Annotated in this window: 28 protein-coding genes and 2 riboswitches; of the genes, 12 read left to right on the top strand and 16 right to left on the bottom strand. The window is 72.0% G+C overall.

Annotated features, from left to right (window positions below; all coding sequences use genetic code 11):
* Positions 1 to 225: 225 nt before the first annotated feature.
* The 4 genes from BT341_RS09915 to BT341_RS09900 all read right to left on the bottom strand — a co-directional run bounded on the left by BT341_RS09915 (position 226) and on the right by BT341_RS09900 (position 3,386).
* A complete protein-coding gene (locus BT341_RS09915; protein ID WP_177328773.1) occupies positions 226 to 1,704 on the bottom strand; it encodes a serine/threonine-protein kinase in 1,479 nt (492 codons plus the stop codon).
* Between the two features lie 65 nt (positions 1,705 to 1,769).
* Positions 1,770 to 1,976, bottom strand: coding sequence for a cold-shock protein (locus tag BT341_RS09910; protein WP_072475996.1), 207 nt, complete (start codon positions 1,974 to 1,976; stop codon positions 1,770 to 1,772).
* Positions 1,977 to 2,088: 112 nt separating this feature from the next.
* Positions 2,089 to 2,709 (bottom strand): AIM24 family protein, encoded by a 621-nt coding sequence (locus BT341_RS09905; protein ID WP_072475995.1) that lies wholly within the window; start codon positions 2,707 to 2,709, stop codon positions 2,089 to 2,091.
* Positions 2,709 to 3,386 carry a TIGR00266 family protein gene (locus tag BT341_RS09900; RefSeq protein ID WP_072475994.1) on the bottom strand — a complete coding sequence of 226 codons (678 nt, stop codon included), beginning with the start codon at positions 3,384 to 3,386 and terminating at the stop codon, positions 2,709 to 2,711. The genes BT341_RS09905 and BT341_RS09900 overlap by 1 nt, the downstream gene beginning before the upstream one ends.
* A 160-nt stretch (positions 3,387 to 3,546) precedes the next feature.
* Here BT341_RS09900 and moeA point away from each other — a divergent pair, with 160 nt between their 5' ends.
* Positions 3,547 to 4,740 (top strand): molybdopterin molybdotransferase MoeA, encoded by a 1,194-nt coding sequence (gene moeA / locus BT341_RS09895; RefSeq protein WP_072475993.1) that lies wholly within the window; start codon positions 3,547 to 3,549, stop codon positions 4,738 to 4,740.
* On the opposite strand, the gene BT341_RS09890 is transcribed toward moeA, so the two are convergent.
* On the bottom strand, positions 4,694 to 5,947 hold the full coding sequence (locus tag BT341_RS09890) for an MFS transporter (RefSeq protein WP_072475992.1): 1,254 nt from the start codon (positions 5,945 to 5,947) through the stop codon (positions 4,694 to 4,696). The two genes, moeA and BT341_RS09890, sit on opposite strands and share 47 nt — an antisense overlap.
* Positions 5,944 to 6,504, bottom strand: coding sequence for an ArsR/SmtB family transcription factor (locus BT341_RS09885; protein WP_072475991.1), 561 nt, complete (start codon positions 6,502 to 6,504; stop codon positions 5,944 to 5,946). Before BT341_RS09885 ends, BT341_RS09890 begins: the two co-directional genes overlap by 4 nt.
* 72 nt (positions 6,505 to 6,576) lie before the next feature.
* Here BT341_RS09885 and BT341_RS09880 point away from each other — a divergent pair, with 72 nt between their 5' ends.
* Entirely contained in the window at positions 6,577 to 6,861 is a 285-nt protein-coding gene (locus BT341_RS09880; protein ID WP_072475990.1) for a GlsB/YeaQ/YmgE family stress response membrane protein, read from the top strand.
* A gap of 39 nt (positions 6,862 to 6,900) precedes the next feature.
* Here the strand turns inward: BT341_RS09880 and BT341_RS09875 are convergent, their stop codons facing one another.
* Entirely contained in the window at positions 6,901 to 7,113 is a 213-nt protein-coding gene (locus BT341_RS09875) for a hypothetical protein (RefSeq protein WP_072475989.1), read from the bottom strand.
* 258 nt (positions 7,114 to 7,371) lie between these two features.
* Here BT341_RS09875 and BT341_RS09870 point away from each other — a divergent pair, with 258 nt between their 5' ends.
* Both BT341_RS09870 and pssA read left to right on the top strand, forming a co-directional pair.
* Positions 7,372 to 8,097 carry a phosphatidylserine decarboxylase gene (locus BT341_RS09870; RefSeq protein ID WP_072475988.1) on the top strand — a complete coding sequence of 242 codons (726 nt, stop codon included), beginning with the start codon at positions 7,372 to 7,374 and terminating at the stop codon, positions 8,095 to 8,097.
* Positions 8,098 to 8,100: 3 nt separating this feature from the next.
* Positions 8,101 to 9,054, top strand: a complete 954-nt coding sequence (gene pssA, locus BT341_RS09865) for a CDP-diacylglycerol--serine O-phosphatidyltransferase (protein ID WP_072475987.1) — start codon at positions 8,101 to 8,103, stop codon at positions 9,052 to 9,054.
* Here the strand turns inward: pssA and BT341_RS09860 are convergent.
* Entirely contained in the window at positions 9,022 to 9,666 is a 645-nt protein-coding gene (locus BT341_RS09860; protein ID WP_072475986.1) for a TetR/AcrR family transcriptional regulator C-terminal domain-containing protein, read from the bottom strand. The genes pssA and BT341_RS09860 overlap by 33 nt on opposite strands.
* 28 nt (positions 9,667 to 9,694) lie before the next feature.
* Between BT341_RS09860 and BT341_RS09855 the strand changes: the two genes are divergently transcribed.
* Together BT341_RS09855 and BT341_RS09850 are read left to right on the top strand one after the other, a co-directional pair.
* The gene (locus tag BT341_RS09855; protein WP_072475985.1) at positions 9,695 to 10,318 is read left to right on the top strand and encodes a nitroreductase family protein; all 624 of its coding nucleotides are present in this window, start codon (positions 9,695 to 9,697) and stop codon (positions 10,316 to 10,318) included.
* A gap of 5 nt (positions 10,319 to 10,323) precedes the next feature.
* Positions 10,324 to 12,591 (top strand): AAA family ATPase, encoded by a 2,268-nt coding sequence (locus BT341_RS09850; RefSeq protein ID WP_072481874.1) that lies wholly within the window; start codon positions 10,324 to 10,326, stop codon positions 12,589 to 12,591.
* Between the two features lie 6 nt (positions 12,592 to 12,597).
* Here BT341_RS09850 and BT341_RS09845 read toward each other — a convergent pair whose 3' ends face one another.
* Both BT341_RS09845 and BT341_RS09840 read right to left on the bottom strand, forming a co-directional pair.
* Positions 12,598 to 13,254, bottom strand: coding sequence for a LytR C-terminal domain-containing protein (locus BT341_RS09845; RefSeq protein WP_245804925.1), 657 nt, complete (start codon positions 13,252 to 13,254; stop codon positions 12,598 to 12,600).
* The gene (locus tag BT341_RS09840) at positions 13,251 to 13,559 is read right to left on the bottom strand and encodes a DUF3263 domain-containing protein (RefSeq protein ID WP_003101701.1); all 309 of its coding nucleotides are present in this window, start codon (positions 13,557 to 13,559) and stop codon (positions 13,251 to 13,253) included. The genes BT341_RS09845 and BT341_RS09840 overlap by 4 nt, the downstream gene beginning before the upstream one ends.
* 155 nt (positions 13,560 to 13,714) lie before the next feature.
* Between BT341_RS09840 and BT341_RS09835 the strand changes: the two genes are divergently transcribed.
* Complete coding sequence (locus tag BT341_RS09835; RefSeq protein WP_072475984.1) at positions 13,715 to 14,293, top strand: peptide deformylase; 579 nt, start codon at positions 13,715 to 13,717, stop codon at positions 14,291 to 14,293.
* Positions 14,294 to 14,399: 106 nt separating this feature from the next.
* On the opposite strand, the gene BT341_RS09830 is transcribed toward BT341_RS09835, so the two are convergent.
* Complete coding sequence (locus tag BT341_RS09830) at positions 14,400 to 16,565, bottom strand: glycoside hydrolase family 15 protein (protein ID WP_072475983.1); 2,166 nt, start codon at positions 16,563 to 16,565, stop codon at positions 14,400 to 14,402.
* A gap of 203 nt (positions 16,566 to 16,768) precedes the next feature.
* On the opposite strand from BT341_RS09830, the gene BT341_RS09825 reads away from it, so the two are divergent.
* From BT341_RS09825 to thiD (BT341_RS09815), 3 genes are all read left to right on the top strand, one after another.
* A complete protein-coding gene (locus BT341_RS09825) occupies positions 16,769 to 17,680 on the top strand; it encodes a S1C family serine protease (RefSeq protein WP_072475982.1) in 912 nt (303 codons plus the stop codon).
* Positions 17,681 to 17,728: 48 nt separating this feature from the next.
* A riboswitch (TPP riboswitch) is annotated at positions 17,729 to 17,850 on the top strand.
* Positions 17,844 to 19,481, top strand: coding sequence for a phosphomethylpyrimidine synthase ThiC (gene thiC, locus BT341_RS09820; protein WP_072475981.1), 1,638 nt, complete (start codon positions 17,844 to 17,846; stop codon positions 19,479 to 19,481). (Overlaps the previous riboswitch by 7 nt.)
* Positions 19,478 to 20,284: a bifunctional hydroxymethylpyrimidine kinase/phosphomethylpyrimidine kinase gene (gene thiD, locus BT341_RS09815; protein ID WP_072475980.1), complete on the top strand. Its 807-nt coding sequence runs from the start codon at positions 19,478 to 19,480 to the stop codon at positions 20,282 to 20,284. Before thiC ends, thiD (BT341_RS09815) begins: the two co-directional genes overlap by 4 nt.
* Positions 20,285 to 20,340: 56 nt before the next feature.
* Here the strand turns inward: thiD (BT341_RS09815) and BT341_RS09810 are convergent, their stop codons facing one another.
* Positions 20,341 to 21,351, bottom strand: coding sequence for a phosphatidylinositol-specific phospholipase C domain-containing protein (locus BT341_RS09810; RefSeq protein ID WP_072475979.1), 1,011 nt, complete (start codon positions 21,349 to 21,351; stop codon positions 20,341 to 20,343).
* 160 nt (positions 21,352 to 21,511) lie between these two features.
* On the opposite strand from BT341_RS09810, the gene thiD (BT341_RS09805) reads away from it, so the two are divergent.
* Positions 21,512 to 22,339, top strand: coding sequence for a bifunctional hydroxymethylpyrimidine kinase/phosphomethylpyrimidine kinase (thiD, locus tag BT341_RS09805; protein WP_072475978.1), 828 nt, complete (start codon positions 21,512 to 21,514; stop codon positions 22,337 to 22,339).
* Here the strand turns inward: thiD (BT341_RS09805) and BT341_RS09800 are convergent.
* The 4 genes from BT341_RS09800 to thiO all read right to left on the bottom strand — a co-directional run bounded on the left by BT341_RS09800 (position 22,336) and on the right by thiO (position 24,898).
* Positions 22,336 to 22,764: a MarR family winged helix-turn-helix transcriptional regulator gene (locus tag BT341_RS09800; protein ID WP_003101725.1), complete on the bottom strand. Its 429-nt coding sequence runs from the start codon at positions 22,762 to 22,764 to the stop codon at positions 22,336 to 22,338. The genes thiD (BT341_RS09805) and BT341_RS09800 overlap by 4 nt on opposite strands.
* A gap of 97 nt (positions 22,765 to 22,861) precedes the next feature.
* Complete coding sequence (thiG, locus tag BT341_RS09795; RefSeq protein ID WP_072475977.1) at positions 22,862 to 23,620, bottom strand: thiazole synthase; 759 nt, start codon at positions 23,618 to 23,620, stop codon at positions 22,862 to 22,864.
* A 1-nt stretch (position 23,621) separates the two neighbouring features.
* Complete coding sequence (gene thiS / locus BT341_RS09790; RefSeq protein ID WP_072475976.1) at positions 23,622 to 23,822, bottom strand: sulfur carrier protein ThiS; 201 nt, start codon at positions 23,820 to 23,822, stop codon at positions 23,622 to 23,624.
* On the bottom strand, positions 23,822 to 24,898 hold the full coding sequence (thiO, locus tag BT341_RS09785; RefSeq protein WP_072475975.1) for a glycine oxidase ThiO: 1,077 nt from the start codon (positions 24,896 to 24,898) through the stop codon (positions 23,822 to 23,824). The genes thiS and thiO overlap by 1 nt, the downstream gene beginning before the upstream one ends.
* Positions 24,893 to 24,998, bottom strand: a riboswitch (TPP riboswitch). Its footprint overlaps the gene before it by 6 nt.
* A gap of 31 nt (positions 24,999 to 25,029) precedes the next feature.
* Between thiO and thiE the strand changes: the two genes are divergently transcribed.
* A complete protein-coding gene (gene thiE, locus BT341_RS09780; protein WP_072475974.1) occupies positions 25,030 to 25,689 on the top strand; it encodes a thiamine phosphate synthase in 660 nt (219 codons plus the stop codon).
* The last annotated feature ends 5 nt before the right edge of the window (positions 25,690 to 25,694 follow it).

Genomic DNA, 25,694 nt, shown 5'->3' with positions numbered 1-25,694 from the left:
CACCGCCGCGCTGCGTCCTCGGTTCGACGTGCAGCGGCGGCAGCAGGACTCTTCCTCGGCCAGGCTCGGTGCCCGCGACGGACGACTGGACCCGGGTGGGGGCCAGCCTCACCGTCCCGACCTTTGGCACTCGACGGCGTCGAGTGCCAAGACCGTGTTTAGCACTCTCGGGGGGAGAGTGCAAGAAGACCTGCTCAGCGCCGCACGATCCGATGGTTCCCCGGCTCAGGAACTCGGCTTGATGGAGATCGACGGCGGCGGCGTCTTCAGCGACGACGGCGCGTTGCTCTGCGAGTCACCGGGGCCGACCGGGATGTTCGGGGCCGTCGTCGTCCCGCCGCCGCCGCTGCCGCCGTCGGAGAAGAGGAAGATCGCGCCCACGATCAAGCCCGCCAGCACGAGGACGCCGAGAGTGATGAAGATCCATTTTTTGCCGCCGCCGCTCTTCGGCTGCTGGAAGGCACCGGCACCACCCGCGGGCATCGGCGGGCGCAGCCGCATCGGGTCCTGGCCGTAGCCCGGCGGCGGGCCCGGCATGCCCTGCTGCTGCGGGTAGCCGTACCCCGGCGGTGGGCCCTGCGGCGGCATGCCCGGCTGCTGCGGATAGCCGTAGCCGGGCGGCGGACCCTGCGGCGGCGGGCCCTGCGGCGGCATCCCGTGTGGACCTCCGGGGCCCTGCGGCCCCTGCGGGCCCGGACCGTAGCCGGGCTGCTGCTGTCCTCCGTACGGATGCACGGGGGCCCCCTCTCCCTGCGGTGCGCTGTTCTGGTGCGGCCCCTGTTGTACCTGACCAGGACGGTGCGGCGCGGGAACTCCACCCGAATTGGACCCGGGCGGACCCGGTGGGGTGTCCGACGCCGCCAGCGGGCCGAGCGCGCGGCGCGCGGCCGCGACCATCTCGACGCAACTGGGGTAGCGGTCGGCCGGGTTCTTCGCCATGCCGCGGCGGATCACCTCGTCGATCGCCGGCGGCAGCGCGACCACCCGGGAGATCGACGGCGGGTCGCCGTTGAGGTGGCCTTTGATCACCGTCGGCACGTCGCCCTTGAACGGCGGGCTGCCGGTGAGGCACGCGTAGAGGACGCAGGTCAGCGCGTACTGGTCGGTGCGCCCGTCCAGCGGCTCGCCACGCAGGTGCTCGGGAGCGGCGTACGTCGGCGACCCGAGGAAGTCGCCACCGCGCGTGCGGTGGCCCGTGGCGCCGCGCCGGGTCAGCCCGAAGTCGGCGACGTACACGTGCTCCCGCGACGTCTCCTTCTTCGTCACGAGCACGTTGGCCGGCTTGACGTCGAGGTGCACCAGACCGCGGTTGTGCAGCGTGTCGAGCGCGTCCGCGACCTGGTCGAGCATCGTCAGGGCGCGGGCGGGTGCGATCGGGCCGCCGGAGATCAGCCCGGCGAGATCGCCGCCGTCGACCATGCGCATGGCGATGTAGAGCATGCCGTCGAGCTCGCCGAAGTCGTACAGCGGCACGACGTTGGCGTGGTCGATCGCCGACGTGTTGCGCGCCTCGTCGACGAACCGCTCGCGGAACTCGGCGTCGGTCCCGAGGTGGTCACCGATGACCTTCAAGGCGACCTTGCGGCCGAGCCGCACGTCCGTGGCCTTGTAGGTCACGCTCATGCCGCCCTTGCCGAGCACCCCGTCGATGCGGTAGTTGCCCAGCCGGCGACCGGTGAGGTCCCCCGACACATCGCCTGTCACGCCCGCAGCCTAACGTCCCTGGTTCGGCCGCCGACGAGGGTTCGCCAATCGGGTGATGCGTGTGGTTACGACACCTTGCGCACGTCGGCTGCCTGACTCCGGCCGTCACGCCCGGACTGGACTTCGAACTCCACGCGGTCGCCCTCGTCCAGAGTGCGGAATCCGTCGGCCTGGATGGCCGAATAGTGGACGAACACGTCCGGCCCGTCGGCGGATTCGATGAACCCGTAGCCCTTTTCCGAGTTGAACCATTTGACGGTGCCGACAGCCACGGCGCCCTCCCTCAGCACAAAGGATCCGCTGGCCCGAGCGGATGCCAGCGGTGCGAGTAGCAATCACGCTACCGGAATTATTGTCCGCGGCAATGGGCAATTCGTCCGAAGATCACCTGCCCGAAAGGCGTCTGTTCCGCGCTTGCACGAGCACCGTCCCGGGACCCGCGAAGTCGACCGCCAATCCTTCCCCGGTGCGCAGCGACTGCGGCCCGCCGGGGTCGAGCGCCCGCAGCCGGCACTGCACGGTGTCCGGGTAGGCCAGCAGGTAGTCCGGCCGCACGGTGACCAGCTCGCCCTGGCCGAGCTCGAACGCGTCCACCGGGCCGGGCGCGGCCAGCACGAGCGGGCCGGTTCCGCTGTAGTGCTCGAGAAACCCCGAGTCGGCGCCGAAGAGCTGCTGCAACGGCAGCCAGTTCGCGTCGTGCCGGACCGAGGACGGCCGCACCAGCACGGCGTCGCGGTGCACCGACCAGCCCGTGCCGCCCAGTTCCAGGGGGTAGACGTCGCCGGGGCGCAGCGGCGCGAAGTCGATCCAGCCGCCGTCGGCCGGTGCGGTGTAGACCGCCGTCGTCGACTTGCCGGCGCGGACACCGCCGCGGCCGGCCGCCGCCTCGGTGACGCCGAAGCGGCTGGCGAGCAGCGTCTCGGGCGCGGCCTGCACGGCTTCGCCCGGGTCGAGCAGGACGCGGGCGACGCCGAAGCCGGGCGTGTGCCGGGTCTGGACGCGCATCAGCGGGACGGGACGTGCGAGACGAGCCAGCTGACCAACGCGGACGGGTTGCGCGTCTGGGTCATGATCTGGCCGGGACCGGCGAAGTCGAACACGAGACCTTCACCGCTCTTCATCGACTGGATGATGCCGGTCGCGACCTTGCGGATCTGGTACTGCACGGTGTCGGCGTACGCGACGACGTGCCCCGTGTCGATGGTGACCATCTCGCCGGGCTGCAGGGTGATGGTCTCGACGGCGCCGTAGCAGCTGACGAGCAGCTGGCCCTGACCCGTCGCGTGCGTGAGGAAGCCGCCTTCGCCGCCCATCAGGTTCTTCAGCCCGCCCCACTTGGTCTCGGTCTGCACGCCGTGCGACGACGCGAGCCAGCAGCCGCGGGTGACGGCCCAGCCGGTGCGGCCGTCGAGGGTGATCACCTGGATGTCGCCGGGCAGGTTGGCCGCGACGTCGACCCAGCCGCCGTTCTGCGGCGCGGTGAAGGTGGAGATGAAGAAGGACTCGCCGGAGAGGAACGCGCGGCCGAGGCCCTTCATGATCCCGCCCTGCGCCTGGGACTGGACCTGCACGCCGTAGCTGGTGGCCATCATCGCGCCGGACTCGACCTGGCACGGCTCGCCGGGCGCCAGCATCAACCGGGCGACGGCGAACGAGGGCTGTTGACGGACTCCGACCTGCATGCGTGCTCCCCAAAGGCGTGCCTGTGACGGGCCGGGCGAGACCCGTTCAGACGTCGCCCGGCGCGAGCAACCGTAGCCGTGCCCCCGCGGCGAGCTGCGCCGGGCTGATCCGAATGGGCCTCGGTCTTGCACGAGCCCCGACGACGGGGAGGATGGTCCGGTGATCTCCGTCGACGACTACCGCGACCGCGTCGCCGCGCTGCTCGGCACCGCCCCCGCGACCTCGCTGCCCCTCGCCGCCGCGGCCGGCCTCGTCCTGGCCGAGGACGTGCGGGCCGGCGTTTCCCTCCCGCCCTTCGACAACTCCGCGATGGACGGCTACGCGGTCCGCGCCGCGGACGTCACCGACGTGCCGGTGACGCTGCCGGTCGCCGACGACATCCCGGCGGGCCGCGTCGACGTCCGGCCGCTCGAGCCGGGCACCGCGCACCGGATCATGACCGGCGCGCCGCTGCCACCCGGCGCGGACGCCGTCGTGATGGTCGAGGACACCGACGCCGGCACGTCGACGGTGACGATCTCCGCCCCCGCCAAGGCGGGCGCGCACATCCGGCGCAGCGGCGAGGACGTCGTCTCCGGAAGCATCGCGCTGCCCGCCGGAACCGTGCTGGGCCACTCCCAGCTGGGCCTGGCGGCCGCGGTCGGGCTCGCCGAGGTGCGGGTGCACCGGCCGCTGCGGGTCGTGGTCGCCTCCACCGGCACCGAGCTGATCGACGCGCCGGCCCCGCTGCGGCACGGCCAGATCTACGAGTCCAACAGCGTGATGCTCGCCGCGGCGATCCGCGGCCTCGGCTGCGAGGTCGAGGTGGTCCGCAGCGTCGTCGACGACGTCGAGGAGTTCCGGAAGGTCATCGAGCCGAAGCTGGCGGGCGCCGACTTGCTGGTGACGTCCGGCGGCGTCAGCGCGGGCGCGTACGAAGTCGTGAAGGACGCGTTGTCCGGCCAGGGCGTCGAATTCGCGAAGGTCGCGATGCAGCCGGGCGGGCCGCAGGGCTGCGGACGCTGGCAGGGCGTGCCGGTCGTGACGCTGCCCGGCAACCCCGTCAGCGTCCTCGTGTCCTTCGAGGCGTTCCTGCGCCCGGCGCTGCTGACGGCCCTGGGCCACACCGACGTCTCGCGGCGGCGCGTGCGGGCCCGGCTGCTGGAGGCGATGTCCTCGCCGGCCGGCCGCCGCCAGTACCGCCGTGGTGTGTTCACGCCGTCGGACCGCGAGGTCACCGGGGTCGTCGGGCCGCGCGGCGGGCCGGGCTCGCACCTGCTGGCCGCGTTCACGCAAGCCAACTGCCTGATCGTGCTGCCGGAAGACGTCACGTCGGCTGCGGAAGGCGACGAGGTGGACGTTCTGCTCCTCTGACCGGGAACTCCCGCAGCTTCCGGAAGGGCGCGAGGATCGGGAGCGCGGCGACCAGCAAGGCGGACGCCACCCACAGCGTCTCCCGGACGCCGATCGCCTCGCCGAGCGCGCCGCCGAGAACGCCGGCCAGCGGGATCGTGCCGTAGGCGGTGAGCGAGGCGCTCGAGGTGATCCGGCTGAACAGCTCCGGTGGGCAGTACTCCTGCCGGAACGTCGTGGTCAGCACGTTCGAGGCCACCACACCGGCGCAGACGCCGAACACGCCGGCGACGAACGGCGCCAGTCCCCAGCCCGGGCCGCTCAGCGGCCCGAGCAGCATCATCGGCGCGGCGGCCACCTCGCACAGCAGGAACGCGCGGGCGGTGCCGAACCGCGCGCCGAGCCGTCCGGCCAGCGCCGCGCCGAGCACCCCGCCCGTCGCGGCGAGCGCCAGCACCAGGCCGACCAGGCCGGGCGCGGCGCCGAGCGTGCGGGACAGGAAGACGATCTGGATGGAGCTGTAGCCGGTCAGCGCGAGGTTCGAGACCGCGCCGAACACCATCAGCGACCGCAGGTAGCGGTCGCCGAAGACGAATCCCAGGCCTTCGGCGATCTGGCTGCGCAACGGCGTCCGCGCCGCCGGGACCACGGTCTCGCGCACCCGGATCGCCCGCACGCACAGCACGGAGACGCCGAAGCTCACCGCGTCCGCGAGGATGCCGCTGACCGGGCCGAACGCCTGCGCCAGCAACCCGGCCAGGCCCGGCCCGGCGACCTGCGTCGCGGACTCGCTGCCCTGCAGCTTCGCGTTGGCTTCCAGGAGGTCGTCCCGGCCGAGCAGGACGGGCAGGTAGGCCCGGTAGGCGAGCGTGAAGAACACCTTCGCGACCCCGCCGAGCAGAGCCGCGCCCAGCAGGTACGGCAGGGTCAGCGCGCCGAGCGCGGCCGCGACCGGAACGCTGCCGAACACCGCCGTCGACACCGTGTTGCAGGTCAGCATGACCGGGCGCTTCGGCAGCCGGTCGACCCAGGCGCCGGCGGGCAGCCCGACGAGCAGCCAGGGCAGCCAGGCGACCGCCGTCAGCAACGCGACCTCGAACGTGCTCGCCTGCAGCGTGACCACCGCGACCAGCGGCAACGCCGTGCTCGCGACCATGCTGCCGAGCATGCTCGTGGTCTCGCCGGTCCAGAGCAGCCGGAAATCCCCGTTCCCCCAGAGCCCCTTCACGGCTGGCCCAGCGAGGCTCGTGCGACGAAGAAGACCGGACGCCGCTCGACCCCGTCACCGGGCTCGGTGCGGTTCTCGAAGTCGGCCAGCAGCAACATGACCCGTTCGTTCAGCTCTTCCAGCTCGGCGGCGGAAAGGCGCATCCAGGTGTCCGTGCTGAACGCCACGCCGCGCCACTGCGGCGGGTACGTCTCGCGCGTCGCGATCCACTCGCGGGCGATCGCGGTCTGGTGGTCGAGGGTGAGGACCTCGGCGGCCTCGGCGATCGGGTCGTCGGGGAAGTCCGCGGAAGCCCACCGGATGGTCTTCACGCTGCGCTTCCACCACCGTTCCCGCTGGTCACGGGCGAGTTCGGGAGCTTCCTCGACCAGTTTGGCGGCGGCCAGCACCTTCATGTGGTGGCTGACGTTGCCGACCGCCTGGTCGGTCTTTCCCGCCAGCACCGACACCGTGGCCGGGCCGTCCAGGTGGAGCAGTTCCATCAGCCGCCGACGCAGCGGATGGGACACCGCCGCGAGCACCTTCGAATCCCGGATGTCCCGGACCTCGTCGCTCATGGTGCACAAGAGTAGTTGTACAAGAGCTCTTGTGCAATAACTCTTGTACTTTGGCTCCCGTAAGCTCCGGCCATGGAATTCGTGGCATGGGTGATCTTCGGCGCCATCGTCGGCTGGGCCGCGAACCTCGTCGTCGGCGGCCGGGCGCGACGCCGGCAGGGTTGCCTGGTCAGCGTGCTGGTCGGGGTGGTCGGCGCGACCCTCGGCGGCCTGCTCTACCGGTTCGCCACCGGGCAGCAGATGACGTTCGGCTTCGACTTCCCGAGCTTCGGCGTGGCCATCCTCGGCGCCGTCGTGCTGCTGGCGATCCTGCGGCTCGTGAGCGGTCTCGGCCGTCGTCCGGGCGACCGTTTGTAACGTTTGCCCCAGCGATCCGTGGTCAACGCCGCTCCGCGGCTAAAATCTCTCCTCACGCGCATTTCCCGGCGGCCGGGTGCCTGCGCCGTCGGGGGGCGCATGCACCCGGCCGCGCGTCTTGGCCGCGATGACCACGTCGACCGCCCGCACCGGGTCCACCAGCAACGGCAGCGGCACTTCGTCGATCTCCCGCGACCACGCGCTCAGCAGCTCGTCGAGGCGAGCTCCGACGGGATCGCGGTGGTCGGTCATCCGTCCCCTCACCTGTCTCGCGGGATGCGTCCGGCAGCGCCCCGAACGGCGTCGACTACTCGGTGTTGTCGCCGAATTCGACTTTGCGTTACCGCGATGTGGCCCGGCCCACCCGCCGTGGGGACACCCTCGCGGAGGAGCCGACGAGGGGCATGCGGAAGGCCCGGCCCGGCGCAGCGGTAGCGTGGGGGCGCCCATCCGCGGCCGCCGGACCCCGGCGCCGACCGTCCTTCCGACACGAAACCAGGGGACCCGACCATGAGCGGCACCCGGCCGGAGCCCGCCGGCAATCCCGTCGCGCACGCCCTCCAGCTCGCCCGCGAAACGCTGCCGCCGATGCACCACGCCGGCCGGCCGTTCGTGGCGGGCGGGATCGCCGCCACGCTGCTCGCCCGCCGGTTCTCCAAGCGGCTCGGGCTCGTCGGCGCGCTCGCGACCGTGGCGACCGCCGCGTTCTTCCGCGAGCCGAAACGGGTCCCGCCACCGCGTGCCGGCGTCGCGCTCGCGTCCGCCGACGGCATCGTGTCGCTGATCGAGGAAGCCGTCCCGCCGGCCGAGCTGGGCCTGCCCGCCGAGCCGCGGATGCGCGTGTCGGTGTTCCTGTCGGTGTTCGACGTGCACGTCCAGCGCGTGCCGGCGAACGGCGTGATCGAGCGGGTCGCCTACCGGCCGGGCAAGTTCCTGTCCGCCGACCTCGACAAGGCCAGCGACGACAACGAACGCAACTCCGTGCTGCTGCGCACCGAAGACGGCCACGAGCTCGTCGTCGTGCAGATCGCCGGGCTGGTCGCGCGCCGCATCCTCTGCGAGATCCGCGAGGGCGACAAGGTCGCCGCGGGTGAGACCTACGGCATCATCCGCTTCGGCTCGCGGGTCGACCTCTACCTTCCGCCGGGTTCGCGCGTGCTCGTGGCCAAGGGCCAGCGCACGGTCGGCGGCGAGACGGTGATCGCCGAACTGCCGGCCGCGCATTCGGAAGGCTGATCGATGGTCCGCGTGACCACCCCGGGCGTCCGGCTGCTGCCGAACGCGATCACCGTGCTCGCGCTGTGCGCGGGCCTGTCGGCCGTGCAGTTCGCGCTGACCAGGAACTACGCGATGGCGATCGCGTCGATCGGCATCGCGGCGGTGCTCGACAGCCTCGACGGCCGGATCGCCCGCCTGCTCGACGCGACGTCGAAGATGGGCGCGGAGCTGGACTCGCTGTCCGACGGCATCTCGTTCGGCGTGGCGCCGGCGCTGGTCATCTACGTGTGGCAGACGGGCGCCGACCGGATCGGCTGGGTGGCGTCGCTGATCTTCGCCGTCTGCATGATCCTGCGGCTGGCCCGGTTCAACACGCTGCTGGACGACACCGAGCAGCCGCCGTACGCGAGCGAGTTCTTCGTCGGCGTCCCCGCGCCGGCGGGCGGCCTGCTGGCGATGCTGCCGCTGGTGGCTTCGCTGCAGTGGGGTTCCGGGTGGTGGTCCTCGCAGTACGTCGTGTGGGCGTGGACGATCGCGATCGCGGCGCTGCTGATCAGCCGCATCCCGACGCTGTCGCTGAAGACGGTCAAGGCGCCGGCGAAGGCGATCGCGCCGCTGCTGATCGGCGTCGCGCTGCTGGCCGCGGCGATCATCCAGTTCCCCCTGGTCGCGCTGGTCGTGGCGATGATCCTGTACCTGGCGCACATCCCGTACTCGATCAAGCGGCACCGCTGGCTGGCCGCGCACCCGGAGGCCTGGACGGTCCCGCCGCGCGAGCGCCGCGCGATCCGCCGGGCCCGCTCGTCCCGCCGCCTTGGCCTGCGCCCGCCGCTGCGCCGCCGGGTCGCGGGCGCGGCGATGCGCGCGGTCCGCCTGCCCCGCGCCGGCGAGACGGTCCGGACGCCCCGGGGCAGCGAAAACGGCCAAGGCCCGCGGCGCCGCTCATGGCGCCAGATCGGCCTCCGCCGCAAGTAGCCCGCCGATCAGCAGGTCCAGCTGGTAGCCGAAGTCCTGCACGCAGTCGCCCGTCTCCAACGCGGGCAGCACGCGGTGCAGGCTCGGCAGGTCCTCGGCCGTCACCATCCGGCGGAAGTACGCGACCACCGGCTCCGCGCGCTCGGCCCGCACGTCGCCGGTTCCGGCCGTGCCGGTGAGCACCGAGCCGAACAGCATCCCGAGCAGCGACCGGTAGCTCCGGGCCGCGGCTTCCGCGGACAGGCCCGCGTCGAGCAACGCGCGCAGCAGCGCGTCGATCACCCGCAACGCCCCCGCCGAGCGCGGGTTCGCGTCCTGCGCCGCCAAGGCCCGGACGACCACCGGGTGCCGGGTGAAGCTCGCATGCAGCCCGGCGGCCAGCGACCGCAGACGCGTGTCCCACGGCAACGCGGGATCCGGCAGCGGCACCTCTTCGAAGACCCGGGCGGTGAGCCCGTCGAGCAGATCGCCCTTGTTCTCGACGTGGTTGTACAGCGACATCGCCTCGACGCCCACCGCGGCCGCGACCTTGCGCATCGACAACGCCGCCAGGCCCTGTTCGTCGGCCAGCCGGAGGGCCGCTTCCAGGACTTTCTCACGGTTCAGGACCATGCTTACACTGTACGCATACACTGTAAGTATGGACGCCGAGACCGTGCTGACCACCACCCGATCCGTCCGCCGCAAGCTGGACTTCGACCGCGACGTGCCCCAGGACGTGCTGGACGGCTGCCTCCGCATCGCGCAGCAGGCTCCCGCCGCGGGCAGCATGGCCGCGCAATTCCGCTGGCTGCTCGTCCGGGACGCCGCCACCAAAGCCGCGATCGCCGCCTACAACCGCGAGACCGCCGAGGCGTCCTGGGCCAAGTACGGCCATCTCGTCGAGGCGCGCGCCCTCGCCTCTGCCCAGCACTTCGTCCGCAACCTGGAACGCGTGCCCGTGCTGGCCATCCCGTGCATGATCGGCCGCCCACCGGCGGACGCGTTCACGCAGTCCGCGTACTTCGGCTCCGCCTACCCCGCGATCTGGAGCTTCCAGCTGGCCCTGCGCGACCGCGGCCTCGGCAGCTCGATCTGCGGGTACCACCTCCAAGACCACGAAGCCGACGTCGCCGCCCTGCTCGGCATCCCGGACGACGTCATGCAGATCAGCCTGCTGGCCGTCGCGTACACCACGCAGCGCGACTTCCGGCCCGCCACGCGTCCGGCGCTCGCCGACATCACCTACTTCGACGCCTGGGAGCGCACCGGCTCGCTAGGGTGAACGGCGTGAGCCACCCGCAGATCACGCTGACCGTCCGGCACACGCCGTCGGCGCTGGACACCCGCCGCGGCGTCGTCCGGCTGCACCCCGAAGTCCTCGACGCGCTCGGCCTGCGGGCCTGGGACGCCGTGCACCTCACCGGCGCCCGGGTCAGCGCCGCGATCGCCGCGCCCGCCGACGAGGCCGACGTGCCCGGGGTGGTGCTCACCGACGACGTCACGATGTCGAACCTCGGCGTCACCGAAGGCGCCGAAGTCGTGGTCGCGCCGGCCGAGGTCGCCGCGGCCAGGACGGTGACCGTCGCGGGGTCGCGGCTGGCCAGCGTCTCGGTGAGCCCGCACATGCTGCGGCTGGCCCTGATCGGCAAGGTGCTCACCGTCGGCGACGCCGTTTCGCTGCTCCCGCAGGACCTCGCGCCGCAGCCGGGCTCCGACCCGGCCGGCCTGCGCGGCCAGCTTTCGCGGGCGATCGGCGCGACCTGGACGAACGAGCTGCTCACCGTCACCGCCACCGAGCCGTCCGGCACCGTCGCGGTTGGACCGTCCACAGTGGTCACCTGGCGCGACGGCGCGCGGCCCGCCGCCGAGCCCGCCGCGCCCCGGACGGCGACCGCGCTGGTGCGCACCTCCGCCGTCACCGCGGCCGAAGAGTGGATCGACGCCGAGATCGTCGAGGACGAGGTGGCGGTCGCGGAGACGGCCGAACCGGTCGTGCCGCTGGCCGACCTGATCGGCGCCGAAGCGGCCGCGCGCAAGCTCGGCGAATGGTTCGACCTCGCGTTCCACCGGCCCGAGCTGCTGGCCCGGCTGGGTGCGCCGGCGCACCTGGGTGTCCTGCTGTCCGGCCCCGAAGGGGTCGGCAAGGCGACGCTCGTCCGGTCGGTCGCGCGCGAGGCCGGCATCCGCGTGGTGCCGGTGGCCGCGCCGAACCTCGCGGTGCTGGACCCGAACGTCGCCGTTTCACGCCTGCGCGAGGCCGTCCGCGCGGCCGAAGGACCGGCGGTGCTGCTGCTCACCGACGTCGACGCGCTGTTGCCGGCGACCACGCCGCCGCCGGTCGCGACGGTCGTGCTCGAAGAGCTGCGGACGGCGTTGCGGCGTGAGGGGTTCGCCGTCGTCGCGACGACGGCCCGCGCGGAATCGGCCGACCCGCGGCTGCGGGCCGCCGACCTGCTGGACCGGGAGCTGAGCCTCGCCTTGCCGGACGCGAAGACGCGCCGGGAGCTGCTGAACGTCCTGCTCCGCGACGTCCCGCTGGACACCGGCATCGACTGCGGTGTCCTCGCCGAGCGGACGCCGGGCTTCGTCGCCGCGGACCTCATCGCCCTGCGGCGCGACGCCGCCTTGCGGGCGGCCCTGCGCCAGCGTGACGCGGACGAGCCGCGCATCTCGCAGCAGGACCTGCTGGACGCGCTGGCCACCGTCCGGCCGGTGTCGATGTCCACTTCGGACAACCTGGCCACCGGTGGGCTGACCCTGGACGACGTCGGCGACATGACCGAGGTCAAGCAGTCGCTCACCGAGGCCGTGCTGTGGCCACTGCGGTACCCGGACTCGTTCGCGCGGCTCGGTGTCGAACCGCCGCGCGGGGTGCTGCTGTACGGACCGCCCGGCGGCGGCAAGACGTTCCTCGTGCGGGCGCTGGCCGGCACCGGCGCGCTGAACGTCTTCGCGGTCAAGGGCGCCGAGCTGATGGACAAGTGGGTCGGCGAGTCCGAACGCGCGGTGCGGGAGCTGTTCCGCCGGGCCGCGGAGGCGGCGCCGTCGCTGATCTTCCTCGACGAGATCGACGCGCTGGCCCCGCGCCGCGGCCAGTCGTCGGACTCCGGTGTCGCCGACCGGGTGGTCGCGGCGCTGCTGACCGAGCTCGACGGCGTCGAGCCGATGCGCGAGGTCGTCGTGCTGGGCGCGACGAACCGGCCGGAGCTGGTCGACCCCGCCCTGCTGCGGCCGGGACGGCTGGAGCGCCGCGTCTACGTGCCGCCGCCGGACGCCGAGGCTCGCGCGGCGATCCTGGCGGCCAGCTCGAAGAACACGCCGCTGGCCGCCGATGTGGACCTCGCCGAAGTGGCGTCCACTCTGGACGGTTACTCGGCCGCCGACTGCGCGGCGCTGATCCGCGAAGCGGCGTTGACGGCGATGCGCGAGTCCCTCGAAGCCCGCGAAGTCACGGCGGCACACGTCGAAACGGCGCGAAAGACCGTGCGGCCCAGCCTCGACCCGGCTCAGCTCGCGGCTCTGGAGGCGTACGCGAAGACGCAGGCCGGCGAATAGCCGCCGTCAGCTGCCCTTGTGGCCCGATTCGTAGTTGTTCGTCACGATGACGATCACGCCCGGGCTCGCGTCCTTGATGCCTTCGAAGCGCGGCTCGGCCTTGAACCCGAATTCCTGCGCGAGCTGCTTGGCCGCGGCTTCCTCGTCGGTGCCCGGGCGGTAGTACGCCGTCGTCGCCGGGATGATGCCCTGCGAGTAGTTGCTGACGTCGACGACGTTCCAGCCCGCCCCGCGGAAGTCGTCCGCCGCGCGGGCGGCGAGGCCCTTGATCGTCGAGTTGTTGAACACCCGCAGCGTCACCCACTTGTTGGACGCCTGCTGGTCACCGCCCGGCTGGCCGGGCTGGCCCGGTTGCCCGGGCTGGCCCGGTTGCCCGGACTGGCCCGGCTGGCCGGACGCCGGTGCGGACGGCGACGGCGGGGTGGGCGAAGCCGTGGGCGACGTCGGCGAGGACGGCGACGACGTGCCGGACGGGGCGGACGGGCTGCTGGGGCCACCGGACGTGCCCGGCTGCGAAGACGTGCCGCTCGGCCCGGCTTCGTTCGACCCTTCGCCGCCGCTCAGCGCGGAGATCCCGCCGATCACCGCGGCGACGATGGCCACGCCGATCAGGGCGACGCCCGCCGCTTTCATCGGCCGGGACATTCCCGAAAACACGCTCATTTCAGCTCGATCCCCAGTCGCCGGGCGCCTCGCTTGCGCTGGCGGGCGGCACGCGTCTTGCGCAGCCGCTTCACCAGCATCGGGTCCGCTTCGATCGCCTCCGGCTTCTCCAGCAGCTTGTTGAGCAGCTGGTAGTAGCGCGTGGCCGAGAGGTCGAAGCGCTCGCGGATGGCGTTCTCCTTCGCCCCGGCGTGTCGCCACCACTGGCGCTCGAAGGCGAGGATCTCGACCTCGCGTTCGGTCAGGCCGGGCACGGGCTTCGGCGGCGACGGCTGCGGCTCAGCCATCGACTCCGCGGCGTCCATCCGAGTCCCTCTCAATCGGGCGTCATGGCGAATCAGACCTAGCTCTTCCGCGGGCGCCATTCAACCACGGAAGCCCGCGCCGACGTGGGCATCCGCGTCGGCGCGTCACGGTCTGATGCAGGTCTACCAGAGGGGTACGACTAAACTGCGTCGTCGTGACCATCCACCGCATCGTGATCGCGGGCGAGCCCGTGCTGCACCAGCCGACCCGGGAGATCACCGAGTTCGACGAGAAGCTGCGCACGCTCGTGGACGACATGTTCGAGACGATGTACGCCGCCGAAGGCGTCGGCCTCGCGGCCAACCAGATCGGCCTCGACCTGCGGGTGTTCGTCTACGACTGCCCGGACGACGAGGGCGTGCGGCACAAGGGTGTCGTCGTCAACCCGAAGCTGGAGACGTCGGAGATCCCGGAGACGATGCCGGACCCGGACGACGACTGGGAGGGCTGTCTGTCGGCGCCCGGCGAGTCGTACCCGACAGGTCGCGCGAAGTGGGCGAAGGTGACGGGCTTCGACGTCGAAGGCAACCCGATCGAGGTCGAGGGCACCGGCTACTTCGCGCGCTGCCTGCAGCACGAGACCGACCACCTGGACGGGTACATCTACCTCGACCGCCTGGTCGGCCGGCACGCGCGCGCGGCGAAGAAGATGCTGAAGCACAACAAGTGGGGCGTCCCGGGCAACTCGTGGCTGCCACCGAAGACCCCCGAGGACGACGGCGCCGTCATCTGACCGCCCGGCCCCAAGCGCCCCAAGGCGGCCTTGGTTGCGTCAGACGCACCCAAGGCGGCCTTCGGTGCGTCACACGCACCGAAGGCCACATTGGGGCGCTTGAGACTCAGCAGCCGAGGAAGTGGCAGCGGACCACCGCCGGCGTCTCCAGGACCGAGCCCGCCCTGACGTCCCAGGCCAGCCGGACGTACTGCGCGTGCGTCCAGGCCAGCGGGGTCGCCGACGTGTTCGGCGTGCCGGCCGGGAAGCCGGTCTGCCCCGACGGCGGGTTTTCGTCCCACACCTGCTCCGGCATGGTCTCCGCCGAGCTGCTCACCCGGCCGAGGTCACGCAGCCGCCGCGCCGCCGAGGCCGGGTCGCCGAGCGTCAGCTCGTACTCGCCCCGCTCGCCGGCCAGCAGCGGCCACAGCCGCCCGAACGTCGTGCGGCTGCCCGCCGGGAACGTGTAGTCCCACGGCGAGCCGTCGGCCTGCTCGCCGTAGCCGTCCTTCGTGTAGCGGTGCCAGAACTGGCCGGTCGGCGTGGTGAACGCGATGTCGGCGTCGGTCACCCGGATGCTGTTGCGGATCACCGGGTCGTCGGCGCGGTAGACGCCCAGCCGGACCAGGTCGAGGAAACCCGCGTCGGTGACCGCGCGCTGGTCCATCGTGACGCTCGAGTTGCCCAGGTTGTACGTCGTGCCGGCGTTCGCGTTGCCGTCCTTGGTGAGCCGGACGAAGTACGGGTCCTTCGACAGCGGCCCGTTCGTGGTGATCGTCTGCTTCGGCAGGTCGGCCTTCATCTTGTCGGCCGCGGCCAGGTAGCGGGCCGCGTCCGCCGCGGCGCCGTTGTGCGACGCGAGGTCGGCCGCGCAGACGAGCCCGGCGATCACCGAGGCGATGGTCGACGGGGACCAGCCGTCCTGCTCCTCCCAGCGTTCCTGCTGGGTGTACGGCGACGGCTGCCCGTTCGGCCCCTTGTACCCGAGGATGAAGTCGGCGGCCTTGCGGACGCCCGGCCACAGGTCGTTCCGGCCGAGCTGCTGGGCCAGGACGATCGGGAACGCGGTCTCGTCGAGCTGGACCGAGGTCCAGTACGGCACGCCGTCGACGCGGCTGTTCTGCGGCAGGTGCCCGTCGGCCTGCTGCTGCGTGCCGAACATGTAGGACACGGCGCGGTTCGCGGCCGCCTTGTCGCCGCCGGCGGCCAGGCCGGTCGCGATCTGGTAGAGGTCACGCGGCCAGACGAGGTGGTAGGTGCCGGACGGCGACCACTCCGGGTCGTTGTTCCCGAACCGCCACGGCATGCTCGGCGACGCGATGAAGGCGCCCGGGTGGTGCTTGTCCTCGCTCGCGGCGAGCGTCAGCATCGACGCCTTGTAGAGGTCGCGCTCGGCATCGGTCTTCAGCGACGACGGCGGCTTGCTCACCTCACGCAGGTACTGCGCCCAGCCGCGGTCGTACGCGCGCGTGATGTCACGGACACCGCGTCGCTGCGACGCCTGGGCGCTGCCGAGCGCGTCGGCGGCCTTCGCACCCAGGCCGAGCGCGAGGGTGACGTGCCGGTCGCGGAGGCCGTCGGCGTTCGTCTGGCCGGTCAGCACGACGTTGCCCTTGCTCGCGGTGTCGTACTGCTTCAGCTGGAAGGTCTTGGCCAGTTGCGTGTTCCCGTCGGACGCACCCGCGTAGCCGACGCTGGTCTTCGTGAAGGCGGGCTTCGCGGTGAGCGCGGCGGCGTTCGTGGCGTCCTGCGCGGTGACGGCGTCACCCTGACGGGCGGCCGAGTCGTCGGAGCCGTCGTTGGTGAGGTCCGGGTCGGCGACCGCGTAGAGCTGGTAGGGCCGCCCGGTGAGCGACTGGAAGTCGACGTCCACCAGCACCGTCGTGGCGGCCGGGTCGGTGACGTAGGTCTTGCGGAGGCGCCAGCGGTGCTGGTCGTCGGTGACGGTCTGCTCGTAGGTCAGGCTGTCGTCGTCGGTCCGCCGGACCTGCTGCGACTTCGCCGAGTAGTCGGTGACGGCGAAGCTGCGGCCGTCCGTGACGACGAAGTTGAGCGAGCGGACGCTCGGCGTCGACAGGTCCGGGTAGTACACCTCGGACAGCTGGCCACCCTGAAGGGTGAACCAGACGTTGGAGGACCGGTCGCGGGCGGTGCCGAAGCCGGTCTTGTTCGCGGGCAGCCAGCTCGGGTGGGCCCCGGGCGCGCCGGGTGCCTCCTCCGCGGCCACGGCGGTCGCCGGGATCAGCCCGGTGACCAGCAGCCCGGCGAGGGCGCCGAACATGAGTTTGCGCATATCAACCCCACAGAAAGGTCGCTTCTGCACCGTTACAGAAGCGCCTGGCAGTCTGCCGCCGATCCTTCACCGGCGCATGGTCCGAACCGGTGAACCACCGACCGTCACTGGTCCGGTGAACCGGTTCACGGACAGCGAACGGACTTCCCGCGCGCACCGGCGCAGACTTGCAGTACCTGCAACGGTGTAATCGAGGTGCATCGATGGACGAGGCGATGGACGCCTATTCCCGCGCGGTCAGCACGGTCGCGAAGACCGTCACCCCGCACGTCGCCGGGGTCCAGCTCGCGCGCGGCGGCGGCTCGGCCGTCGTCTTCGCCGACGACGGCCACCTGCTCACCAACGCCCACGTCGTCGACGATCACCGGCGGGGTGTCGCGACCTTCGCCGACGGCAGCGAGGTGCCCTTCGACGTCGTCGGAGCCGATCCGCTGTCCGATCTCGCCGTGCTGCGCGCCCGCGGCGAGACACCGTCGGCCGCCGAGCTCGGGGACGCCGACCGGCTCGTCGTCGGGCAGCTCGTCGTCGCCATCGGGAGCCCGCTCGGTTTCTCCGGCACCGTCACCGCCGGTGTCGTCAGCGCACTCGGCCGCGCGCTGCCCGTGCGGCAGGGGCGCGCCACGCGGGTCATCGAAGACGTCATCCAGACCGACGCCGCCCTCAACCCCGGCAATTCCGGTGGCGCGCTCGCCGACTCCGCCGGCCGGGTCGTCGGCGTCAACACCGCCGTCGCCGGCGTCGGGCTCGGGCTCGCCGTGCCGATCAACGCGACGACCCGGCGGATCATCGACACGCTCGTGGTCGAGGGCCGGGTCCGGCGGGCGTACCTCGGTGTCGTCGGCGTGCCCGCGCCGCTGCCGGACGATGTCGCCGAGCGCACCGGGCAGCGCGCCGGGCTGCGCGTGCGCGAAGTCGTCGCCGGCGGCCCCGCCGACCGGGCCGGGCTGCGCGCCGGCGACCTCGTGCTGACCGTCGGGCGAACCCGTGTTTCGGACGCACAAGGCATCCAGCGGCAGCTGTTCGCGGAAGTGATCGGCACCGCACTGCCGATCACCGTGCTGCGCAACGGCGCCATGGTCGACGTCTACGCGACGCCCGCCGAGTTGGTCGGGTGAGGTGAGCGGACTTGAGTCTGCGCCGCCGGCGTGGCATGGTCGGGGGCACAACACCAACGCGGGAGCTCGCGCCATGGCGGGCTGAGAGGGCGACTTGCGTCACGCAGGCGTCGCCGACCGCATGAACCTGACCGGGTAATGCCGGCGTAGGGAGTGAAAGTCGTTGACGACGCTGGAGAACAACGCCGCCGTTTCCGTGACGACCGGGCCGATCACCGGCTCGCGCAAGGTGTACCACCAGACCGAATCCGGGCTTCGCGTGCCCGCGCGGCGGATCGATCTGTCCAACGGGGAACACTTCGACGTTTACGACACTTCGGGCCCGTACACCGATCCGGACGCTTCGATCGACGTCCACAATGGACTGCACCGGCTGCGGGCGGGCTGGGCCGACGGCCGTGCGCACAACACGCAGCTCGGCTGGGCCAAGCAGGGTGTCATCACGCGCGAGATGGAGTACGTCGCCGCGCGGGAACGGGTTTCCCCCGAGTTCGTGCGCGACGAAGTGGCCAGCGGGCGCGCGGTGATCCCGGCCAACCGGAAGCACCCCGAGTCCGAGCCGATGATCATCGGCAAGAACTTCCTCGTGAAGATCAACGCCAACATGGGCAACTCGGCGGTCTGGTCGTCGGTCGAGGAAGAGGTCGACAAGATGGTGTGGGCGACCCGCTGGGGCGCCGACACGATCATGGACCTGTCCACCGGCAAGCGGATCCACGAGACGCGGGAGTGGATCATCCGCAACTCGCCCGTCCCGGTCGGCACGGTGCCGATCTACCAGGCGCTCGAGAAAGTCGACGGGGAGCCCGAAAAGCTGTCGTGGGAGGTCTACCGCGACACGATCGTCGAGCAGTGCGAGCAGGGCGTCGACTACGTCACCGTGCACGCCGGCGTGCTGCTGCGCTACATCCCGCTGACCGCCCGGCGCGTCACCGGGATCGTCAGCCGCGGCGGCTCGATCATGGCCGCGTGGTGCCTGGCGCACCACAAGGAGTCCTTTTTGTACACGCACTTCGAGGAGCTCTGCGAGATCCTCCGGCAGTACGACGTCACGTTCTCCCTCGGTGACGGCCTGCGCCCGGGTTCGATCGCCGACGCCAACGACCGCGCGCAGTTCGCCGAGCTGGAGACGCTCGGCGAGCTGACGCACATCGCGCGTTCGCACGACGTGCAGGTGATGATCGAGGGCCCCGGCCACGTGCCGATGCACAAGATCAAGGAGAACGTGGAGCTGGAGGAGAAGCTCTGCGGCGAGGCACCGTTCTACACGCTCGGTCCACTCGCGACGGACATCGCGCCGGCGTACGACCACATCACGTCGGCCATCGGCGCGGCGCAGATCGGCTGGTACGGCACGGCGATGCTGTGCTACGTCACGCCGAAGGAGCACCTCGGCCTGCCGAACCGCGACGACGTCAAGACCGGCGTGATCACGTACAAGATCGCCGCGCACGCCGCGGACCTGGCCAAGGGGCACAAGTACGCGCAGGAGTGGGACGACGAGCTGTCGAAGGCGCGGTTCGAGTTCCGCTGGAACGACCAGTTCAACCTCTCGCTCGACCCGGACACGGCGCGCTCGTTCCACGACGAGACGCTGCCCGCCGAGCCGGCCAAGACCGCGCACTTCTGCTCGATGTGCGGGCCGAAGTTCTGCTCGATGCGGATCACCCAGGATGTCCGCAAGTACGCCGAGGAGCACGGACTGTCCACTGTGGAAGCCATCGAGGCCGGCATGGCTTCGAAGTCCGCGGAGTTCACCGAATCGGGCGGCAAGGTGTACCTGCCCGTGGTGGGGCCATGACGCCACGGACGGCCCTCACCATCGCCGGATCCGACTCCGGCGGTGGTGCGGGCATCCAGGCGGACCTGCGGACGTTCTTCGCGCACGGCGTGCACGGGCTGGTCGCGCTGACCGCCGTCACCGTGCAGAACTCGTTGGGCGTGCAGGGTTTCACGGAGCTCCCCCCGGACGTCGTCACCGCGCAGATCAAGGCGGTGGCGTCCGACATGGGCGTGAACGCGGCGAAGACGGGCATGCTGGCGTCGGCGGAGATCATCCGCGCGGTCGCGAAGACGCTCGACGAGCTGGGCTCGGCCTTCCCGCTCGTGGTCGACCCGGTGGCGGCGTCGATGACGGGACACGCACTGCTGCGCGAAGACGCGCTGGAGGCGATCCGCACGGAGCTGTTCCCCCGGGCCACGCTGATCACGCCGAACCTGGACGAGGTGCGGCTGCTGACCGGGATTTCGGTGGTGGACACGGCTTCTCAGCGAGCGGCGGCCGAGGCGCTGCTGGCGTTCGGCTCCCGGTGGGTCCTGGTGAAGGGCGGCCACATGACGGGCACGCCCGAGTGCGTGGACCTGCTCTCGGACGGCCGCGAGTTCATCTCCCTGACCGGCCCGCGCTACGAGACGCAGAACACCCACGGCGGCGGTGACACCCTGGCGTCGGCGATCACGGCGTCACTGGCGAAGGGCGCCTCGGTGCCGGACGCGGTCGCGGCGGGCAAGAAGTTCATCGAGCGTTGCGTGGCGGAGGCCTACCCGCTGGGCGCGGGGGTCGGCCCGGTGTCGCCGTTCTGGGTCCTCCCGCAGTCGTCGTGAGTGAGAAACCGGGGTAGGACCCTGTTTCTCACTCACGACAGCCACGGCGGACCGGCCTAGCCGCGGTTCAGCACCTGGGGCAGCACCGTCGTCAACCCGGTCCAGTCCGCCGTGACCACCGACGCGTGCTGCTTCGCCAGTTCCGCGACGCGCTGGTTGGCCTGGTCCACCGTCGGGTTGTGGGCGTCGATCGCCGGGGCCACGTTCTGCGCGTCCGTCATCACCAGGTAGTAGTGATCGGCGTCGTACCACCACGGGCCCGTCTGCGTCACCCACGCGCTCGCGTCGCCGTCGAACACCACGAACCACGGCTTCAAGTCGGCCGTGTACTTGTCCCGCGGATCTCCCGCCGCCGCGCCGTGGACGGTCGGGAAGATGTTCGCCTCACCCAGCCGGCCCGCGTTCTTGAGGCCCACCAGGTACCGCGCGTACTCGACGTCGGTGTGCAGCGTGTCGGTCGGGTTCCCCTCCTCGACCGTGCCCGGGATGATCTCCGTGATCACCCGGCCGCGCAACGCGTCCACGGACGGCCAGTTGTCCGCCTTCGCCGCGTCGTCGAGCGTGCCGTAGCCGCCCAGCAGTTCCGCCGGGCGGAACGCGACGCTGCCGAGGTGCGCGCGGAACGTGGCGTCCAGCTCGTCCGGACCCAGGCCGGTGTTGTCCGAGAAGCCGGTTTTCATCTCGATCTTGAGCGTGAGCGGCGTGTGCCCGGGGTGGGCGGCGAGCCAGATCCGGATGTCGTCGAGGCAGTATTCGAGGTTCTTGTTCGTGCCACCGGAGTACAGCTGCGACGCCGACGTCGCCGCGACGCAGTTGTTCTGGTTCCCCAGCGGGTTCGAGTGGCTGACCTTCCACTCGTGCGTGAAGAAGTCCGGCCAGACGTCCAGCTCGATCAGCGACGAACCCGCGTCGAGCGCGCGGGCGAGGTAGTCGTAGGCCGCCGGGTCGTACGTGTTGTGCACGCCGACCGTCGTGACGTGGGAAAGCTTCGGGCTGTCGGCGTTCGCGGCCGTGGCCCCGGAGAGCGTGAGCGCCGCCGTGAGGAGTGCCACCGAGAAGAGCTTCATCCAGGCTCCTTCGAACTGGTGAGTAGCCCCCACAATGTGCCACCGTGGTTGACTGTCGGTGAAGCAAAAGCGGCCGCTGATCCAATACTGTGACGCGAAGCGTCCCCGTTGCGGGTGGTGGCGGCGGCATGGATGGACTAGACCAGAAGTCGGGTAGAAGATGACCTCGAGCCCTCCCTCCGCGCTCACCATCGCGGGGTCGGACTCCGGCGGCGCCGCCGGGCTGCAGGCGGACCTGCGCACCTTCCTGACCTGCGGCGTGCACGGCTTGGTCGCGGTCACCGCCGTCACCGTCCAGAACACCCTGGGCGTGCACGACCGCGCCGACCTGCCGCCGCACATCGTGGCCGGGCAGATCGAAGCCGTCGCGGCGGACATGGGTGTCGGCGCGGCGAAGACGGGCATGCTGGCGTCGGCCGGGATCATCCACGCCGTCGCGGCCGCGTGTGACAAGGCCGGGATCGGACGCGACGAGAAGATCCCGTTCGTCGTCGACCCGGTCGCGGCGTCGATGCACGGGCACCCGCTGTTCGACGAAGCCGGCCTGGTGGCCCTGCGCGACGAGCTGCTGCCGCGCGCGACGGTCCTGACGCCGAACCTCGACGAAGTCCGCCTGCTCACCGGCATGACGGTGACCGACCGCGAAGGCATGCACACGGCCGCGGTGGTGCTGCACCGGATGGGCCCGCGCTACGTGCTGGTCAAGAGCGGCCACCTGCAGGCCGACCCGGAGTGCGTCGACCTGCTCTTCGACGGCTCCACGTTCGTGGAGCTACCGGGACAGCGCTACGCGACCCCGCACACCCACGGCGCGGGCGACACGATGGCTTCGGCGCTGACGGCCGGCCTCGCGAAGGGGATGTCCGTCGAGGACGCGGCCCGCTACGGCAAGTGGTTCGTCTCGCACGCCGTCGAGCACGCCTACCCGATGGGCGCGAAGGTCGGCCCGGTCTCGGCGTTCTGGCGGCTGGCTCCGGAGGACCGTTAGTCGTCCGCGATCAGGGCTTCCAGCGCCGGGATCGCCGCCGTCAGGGCTTCGCGGTGCTCCGGCGAAAGGCGGTCGAGGCGCCGGTTCAGCTCCTGCACCCGCGTCGACCGGACGCCCGAGACGAGCCGCTCGCCCTCCTCCGTCGCCTTCGCCAGCCACGCCCGGCGGTCGACCGGGTCGGATTCGCGGCTGACGTACCCCGCCTCGACCAGGGACGCGATGATCCGCGACATCGTGGCCGCCGCGACGCCTTCCTTGGCCGCGAGGTCGCCGAGCCGGAGCTGGCCCGCGTGCACCAGCGTCGCGAGCGCCGAGATGGCGCCGTGGCCGGGGCCGGGCACGCCGGCCTGGCGCAGTGACCGGGACAGCCTGCCCACGGCGAGGTACAACCTGCCCGAGACGTCCTGGACCGAGGTGCTGGTCACGGCTGGCTCCTTCTGCCCTGCCCCGCCGCGGATGCGCCGGAAAGTGCCGTCCACCTTACGTGCTCGCCGTGCACGTTCGGCGTTAAGCCACCCGCGTTCACCGGGGTGGACTCGACGCCTGGGCCCAGAACCGCTGCGGCACCCGCCCCGCGCCCCTGGCCAGGTGACCGGCGACGACGGCCGCGCGCATGGCCGCGGCCATCCGTTCGGGGTCCGCCGCCCGGGTGACGGCGGTGGACAGCAGGACGGCGTCGCAGCCCAGCTCCATCGCCAGCGTCGCGTCCGAGGCCGTACCGATTCCGGCGTCCAGGATCACCGGGACGCCCGCCCGCGCGACGATCAGCTCGATGTTGTGCGGATTCCGGATGCCGAGGCCGGTGCCGATCGGCGCGCCCAGCGGCATCACCGCCGCGCAGCCGGCCTCCTCCAGGCGCAGCGCGAGCACCGGGTCGTCGTTCGTGTAGGCGAACACGGTGAACCCGTCGGCGGCCAGCCGTTCGGCGGCGTCGAGCGTCTCGATCGGGTCCGGCAGCAGCGTGCGGTCGTCGGCGTGCACCTCGAGCTTGATCAGGTCGGTTTCCAGCGCCTCCCGCGCGAGCTGCGCGGTGAGGACGGCCTCGGCGGCGGTGCGGCAGCCCGCGGTGTTCGGCAGCAGCTCGATGCCGAGCCGGCGCAGCAGCTCGAGGACGCCCGAGCCGCCTTCGGCGTCGGCGCGGCGCATGGCGACGGTGGTCAGCTCGGTGCCGGAGGCGACCAGCGCGCGTTCGAGCACGGCGAGGTTGGCCGCGCCGCCGGTGCCGATGATCAGCCGGGACGACAGCTTGCAGGACCCGATGACCAGCGGTTCTTCGGACATTTCAGCCTCCCTGGACCGCGGTGAGCACGTCGACGCCCGCGCCCTTGGGCACGGTGGTCGTCGGCCAGTCGGTGCGGCGGACGACGACGCCGTCGACCGCGACGGCGATGCCGGGCCGCTGCCCGCCCGAGGCGTCCAGGACGTCGGCGACGGTCGCGCCGTCCGGGAACTCCGTCCACTGGCCGTTGAGCTTGATCTCCATCACACGTGCTCCTTCTGGTGCAGGCGGGCGGGGGACGCCGCGTCGACGCCTTCGGGCGGTTCCTCCCCCTCGAGCCAGGCGACCACGGCGTCCGCGGTCACCGGGGCCATCAGCAGGCCGTTGCGGTGGTGCCCGGTCGCGGCGAAGACGCCGTCGTCCAGGACGCCGATGTAGGGCAGGACGTCCCGGCTGCCGGCCCGCAGGCCGGCGGCGGTCTCGACCAGCTCGTACTCGGTGATCGCGGGGAAGACGCGTTCGGCGCCTTCGAGCAGCTCGCGCACACCGCGGGCGGTGACGGACTGGTCGAACCCGGCCTCGTACTGGGTGGCGCCGAGGACGAGCTCGGAGGCGCCGCGCGGGACGAGGTAGATCGGGCGGCCCTCGACGACGGCCCGGATCGTGCGCGCCGGCGGCGGCAGGCAGCCGCGACGCGGCCGGAGCCGGAGGATTTCGCCCTTGAGCGGGCGGACGGCGCCGGCCAGCCGCGGGTGCAGCCGCCCGGTCCACGCGCCCGCGGCGAGCACGACGGCACCGGCGTCCGGCAGGGTCTCGACGCGTTCGCGGACGAACCGGACGCCGTGCCGCACACAGGCGGCGTGCAGCGCCTCGAGCAGCTTCCGGTTGTCCACGGCCAGGTCGCCGGGCACATGCAGTCCACTTCGGACGGATCCGGCGCCCGGTTCCAGCCGCTTGGCCTCCCGGCCGGTGAGGCGTTCGGCCGCGCGGCCGATCGAGTGCAGGTAGCCGGCGAGGATGTCGAGGTGGCCGGCGTCGGCGCTGTCGAAGGCGACCACCAGCGTCCCGTGCTCGGCCAGGCCGGGGTCGACGCCTTCTTTCCCGAGGTCGCGGGCGAAGCCGGGCCAGCGGCGCAGGGACTCCTCGCCGAGGCGGAGCACGTCCTCCTCGCCCGGCCAGGCCTCGGTGACGGGGGCGAGCATGCCGCCGGCGAGCCAGGACGCGCCGCCGCGGACGGGTTCGGGGTCGTACAGGGTGACTTCGCGGCCGGTGCGCGCCGCGCGCCACGCCGCGGACAGGCCGATCACGCCGCCGCCGACCACTGCCAGGTTGTTCGTCATGGGAATCACGCTCCCTGCGCCGGCATGACCCGGATCAGGTTCCACGGTCGGAGCGGCAGCTCCCTCTCAGCCCGTGCCCCGGGCTCCCGTGCGGACGCCTCCACCCTAACGCGCGGGGTACGGTCGCCGCTATGCCCGCCCTTTCCGGTGACAAGATCCGCGCCCGGCTCGACGCCGCGCGCCTGTACCTGTGCACGGACGCCCGAACCGACCGCGGCGACCTGGCCTCCTTCGCCGACGCGGCGCTGGCCGGCGGCGTCGACGTCATCCAGCTGCGCGACAAGACCGGCGCCTTGGAGGCGAAGGGCGAGATAGCGGCGCTGGAGGTGCTGGCGGAGGCGTGCGCGCGGCACGGCGCGCTGCTGTCGGTGAACGACCGGGCGGACGTGGCGCTGGCGGTCGGCGCCGACGTGCTCCACCTCGGCCAGGACGACATCCCGGTGCCACTGGCCCGCCGGATCCTCGGCGACGAGGTGGTGATCGGCCGGTCGACGCACTCGGTCGAGCAGGCACTGGCGGCCGCCGGGGAGCCGGGAGTGGACTACTTCTGCACGGGCCCGTGCTGGCCGACGCCGACGAAGCCGGGACGCCCGGCGCCGGGCCTGGACCTGGTCCGCTCGGTGGCGGCGTCGGCGGTGACCCGCCCCTGGTTCGCGATCGGCGGAATCGATCAGCCCCGGCTGCCGGAGGTCCTCGACGCCGGGGCGTCACGCATCGTGGTGGTCCGGGCGATCACCGAAGCCGAGGACCCGGCCGCCGCGGCCCGGGCGCTGCGGGCCTGCCTGCCCTGACCCGG

Origin of the sequence: Amycolatopsis australiensis (assembly GCF_900119165.1) — a bacterium.
Classification (GTDB): Bacteria; Actinomycetota; Actinomycetes; order Mycobacteriales; family Pseudonocardiaceae; genus Amycolatopsis; species Amycolatopsis australiensis.
Note: the sequence above shows the minus strand (reverse complement) of the source record. Positions and strands in the feature narration are given on the sequence as shown.

What these genes read in the sequence shown, in the direction of transcription:
- BT341_RS09905 (WP_072475995.1), bottom strand. Translation starts at nt 2,709, where the DNA reads ATGCGCGTCCAGACCCGGCACACGCCCGGCTTCGGCGTCGCCCGCGTC.
- BT341_RS09900 (WP_072475994.1), bottom strand. Translation starts at nt 3,386, where the DNA reads ATGCAGGTCGGAGTCCGTCAACAGCCCTCGTTCGCCGTCGCCCGGTTG.
- BT341_RS09885 (WP_072475991.1), bottom strand. Translation starts at nt 6,504, where the DNA reads ATGAGCGACGAGGTCCGGGACATCCGGGATTCGAAGGTGCTCGCGGCG.
- BT341_RS09880 (WP_072475990.1), top strand. Translation starts at nt 6,577, where the DNA reads ATGGAATTCGTGGCATGGGTGATCTTCGGCGCCATCGTCGGCTGGGCC.
- BT341_RS09875 (WP_072475989.1), bottom strand. Translation starts at nt 7,113, where the DNA reads ATGACCGACCACCGCGATCCCGTCGGAGCTCGCCTCGACGAGCTGCTG.
- BT341_RS09870 (WP_072475988.1), top strand. Translation starts at nt 7,372, where the DNA reads ATGAGCGGCACCCGGCCGGAGCCCGCCGGCAATCCCGTCGCGCACGCC.
- pssA (WP_072475987.1), top strand. Translation starts at nt 8,101, where the DNA reads ATGGTCCGCGTGACCACCCCGGGCGTCCGGCTGCTGCCGAACGCGATC.
- BT341_RS09860 (WP_072475986.1), bottom strand. Translation starts at nt 9,666, where the DNA reads ATGGTCCTGAACCGTGAGAAAGTCCTGGAAGCGGCCCTCCGGCTGGCC.
- BT341_RS09855 (WP_072475985.1), top strand. Translation starts at nt 9,695, where the DNA reads ATGGACGCCGAGACCGTGCTGACCACCACCCGATCCGTCCGCCGCAAG.
- BT341_RS09845 (WP_245804925.1), bottom strand. Translation starts at nt 13,254, where the DNA reads ATGAGCGTGTTTTCGGGAATGTCCCGGCCGATGAAAGCGGCGGGCGTC.
- BT341_RS09840 (WP_003101701.1), bottom strand. Translation starts at nt 13,559, where the DNA reads ATGGACGCCGCGGAGTCGATGGCTGAGCCGCAGCCGTCGCCGCCGAAG.
- BT341_RS09830 (WP_072475983.1), bottom strand. Translation starts at nt 16,565, where the DNA reads ATGCGCAAACTCATGTTCGGCGCCCTCGCCGGGCTGCTGGTCACCGGG.
- BT341_RS09825 (WP_072475982.1), top strand. Translation starts at nt 16,769, where the DNA reads ATGGACGAGGCGATGGACGCCTATTCCCGCGCGGTCAGCACGGTCGCG.
- thiD (WP_072475980.1), top strand. Translation starts at nt 19,478, where the DNA reads ATGACGCCACGGACGGCCCTCACCATCGCCGGATCCGACTCCGGCGGT.
- BT341_RS09810 (WP_072475979.1), bottom strand. Translation starts at nt 21,351, where the DNA reads ATGAAGCTCTTCTCGGTGGCACTCCTCACGGCGGCGCTCACGCTCTCC.
- thiD (WP_072475978.1), top strand. Translation starts at nt 21,512, where the DNA reads ATGACCTCGAGCCCTCCCTCCGCGCTCACCATCGCGGGGTCGGACTCC.
- thiG (WP_072475977.1), bottom strand. Translation starts at nt 23,620, where the DNA reads ATGTCCGAAGAACCGCTGGTCATCGGGTCCTGCAAGCTGTCGTCCCGG.
- thiS (WP_072475976.1), bottom strand. Translation starts at nt 23,822, where the DNA reads ATGGAGATCAAGCTCAACGGCCAGTGGACGGAGTTCCCGGACGGCGCG.
- thiO (WP_072475975.1), bottom strand. Translation starts at nt 24,898, where the DNA reads ATGACGAACAACCTGGCAGTGGTCGGCGGCGGCGTGATCGGCCTGTCC.
- thiE (WP_072475974.1), top strand. Translation starts at nt 25,030, where the DNA reads ATGCCCGCCCTTTCCGGTGACAAGATCCGCGCCCGGCTCGACGCCGCG.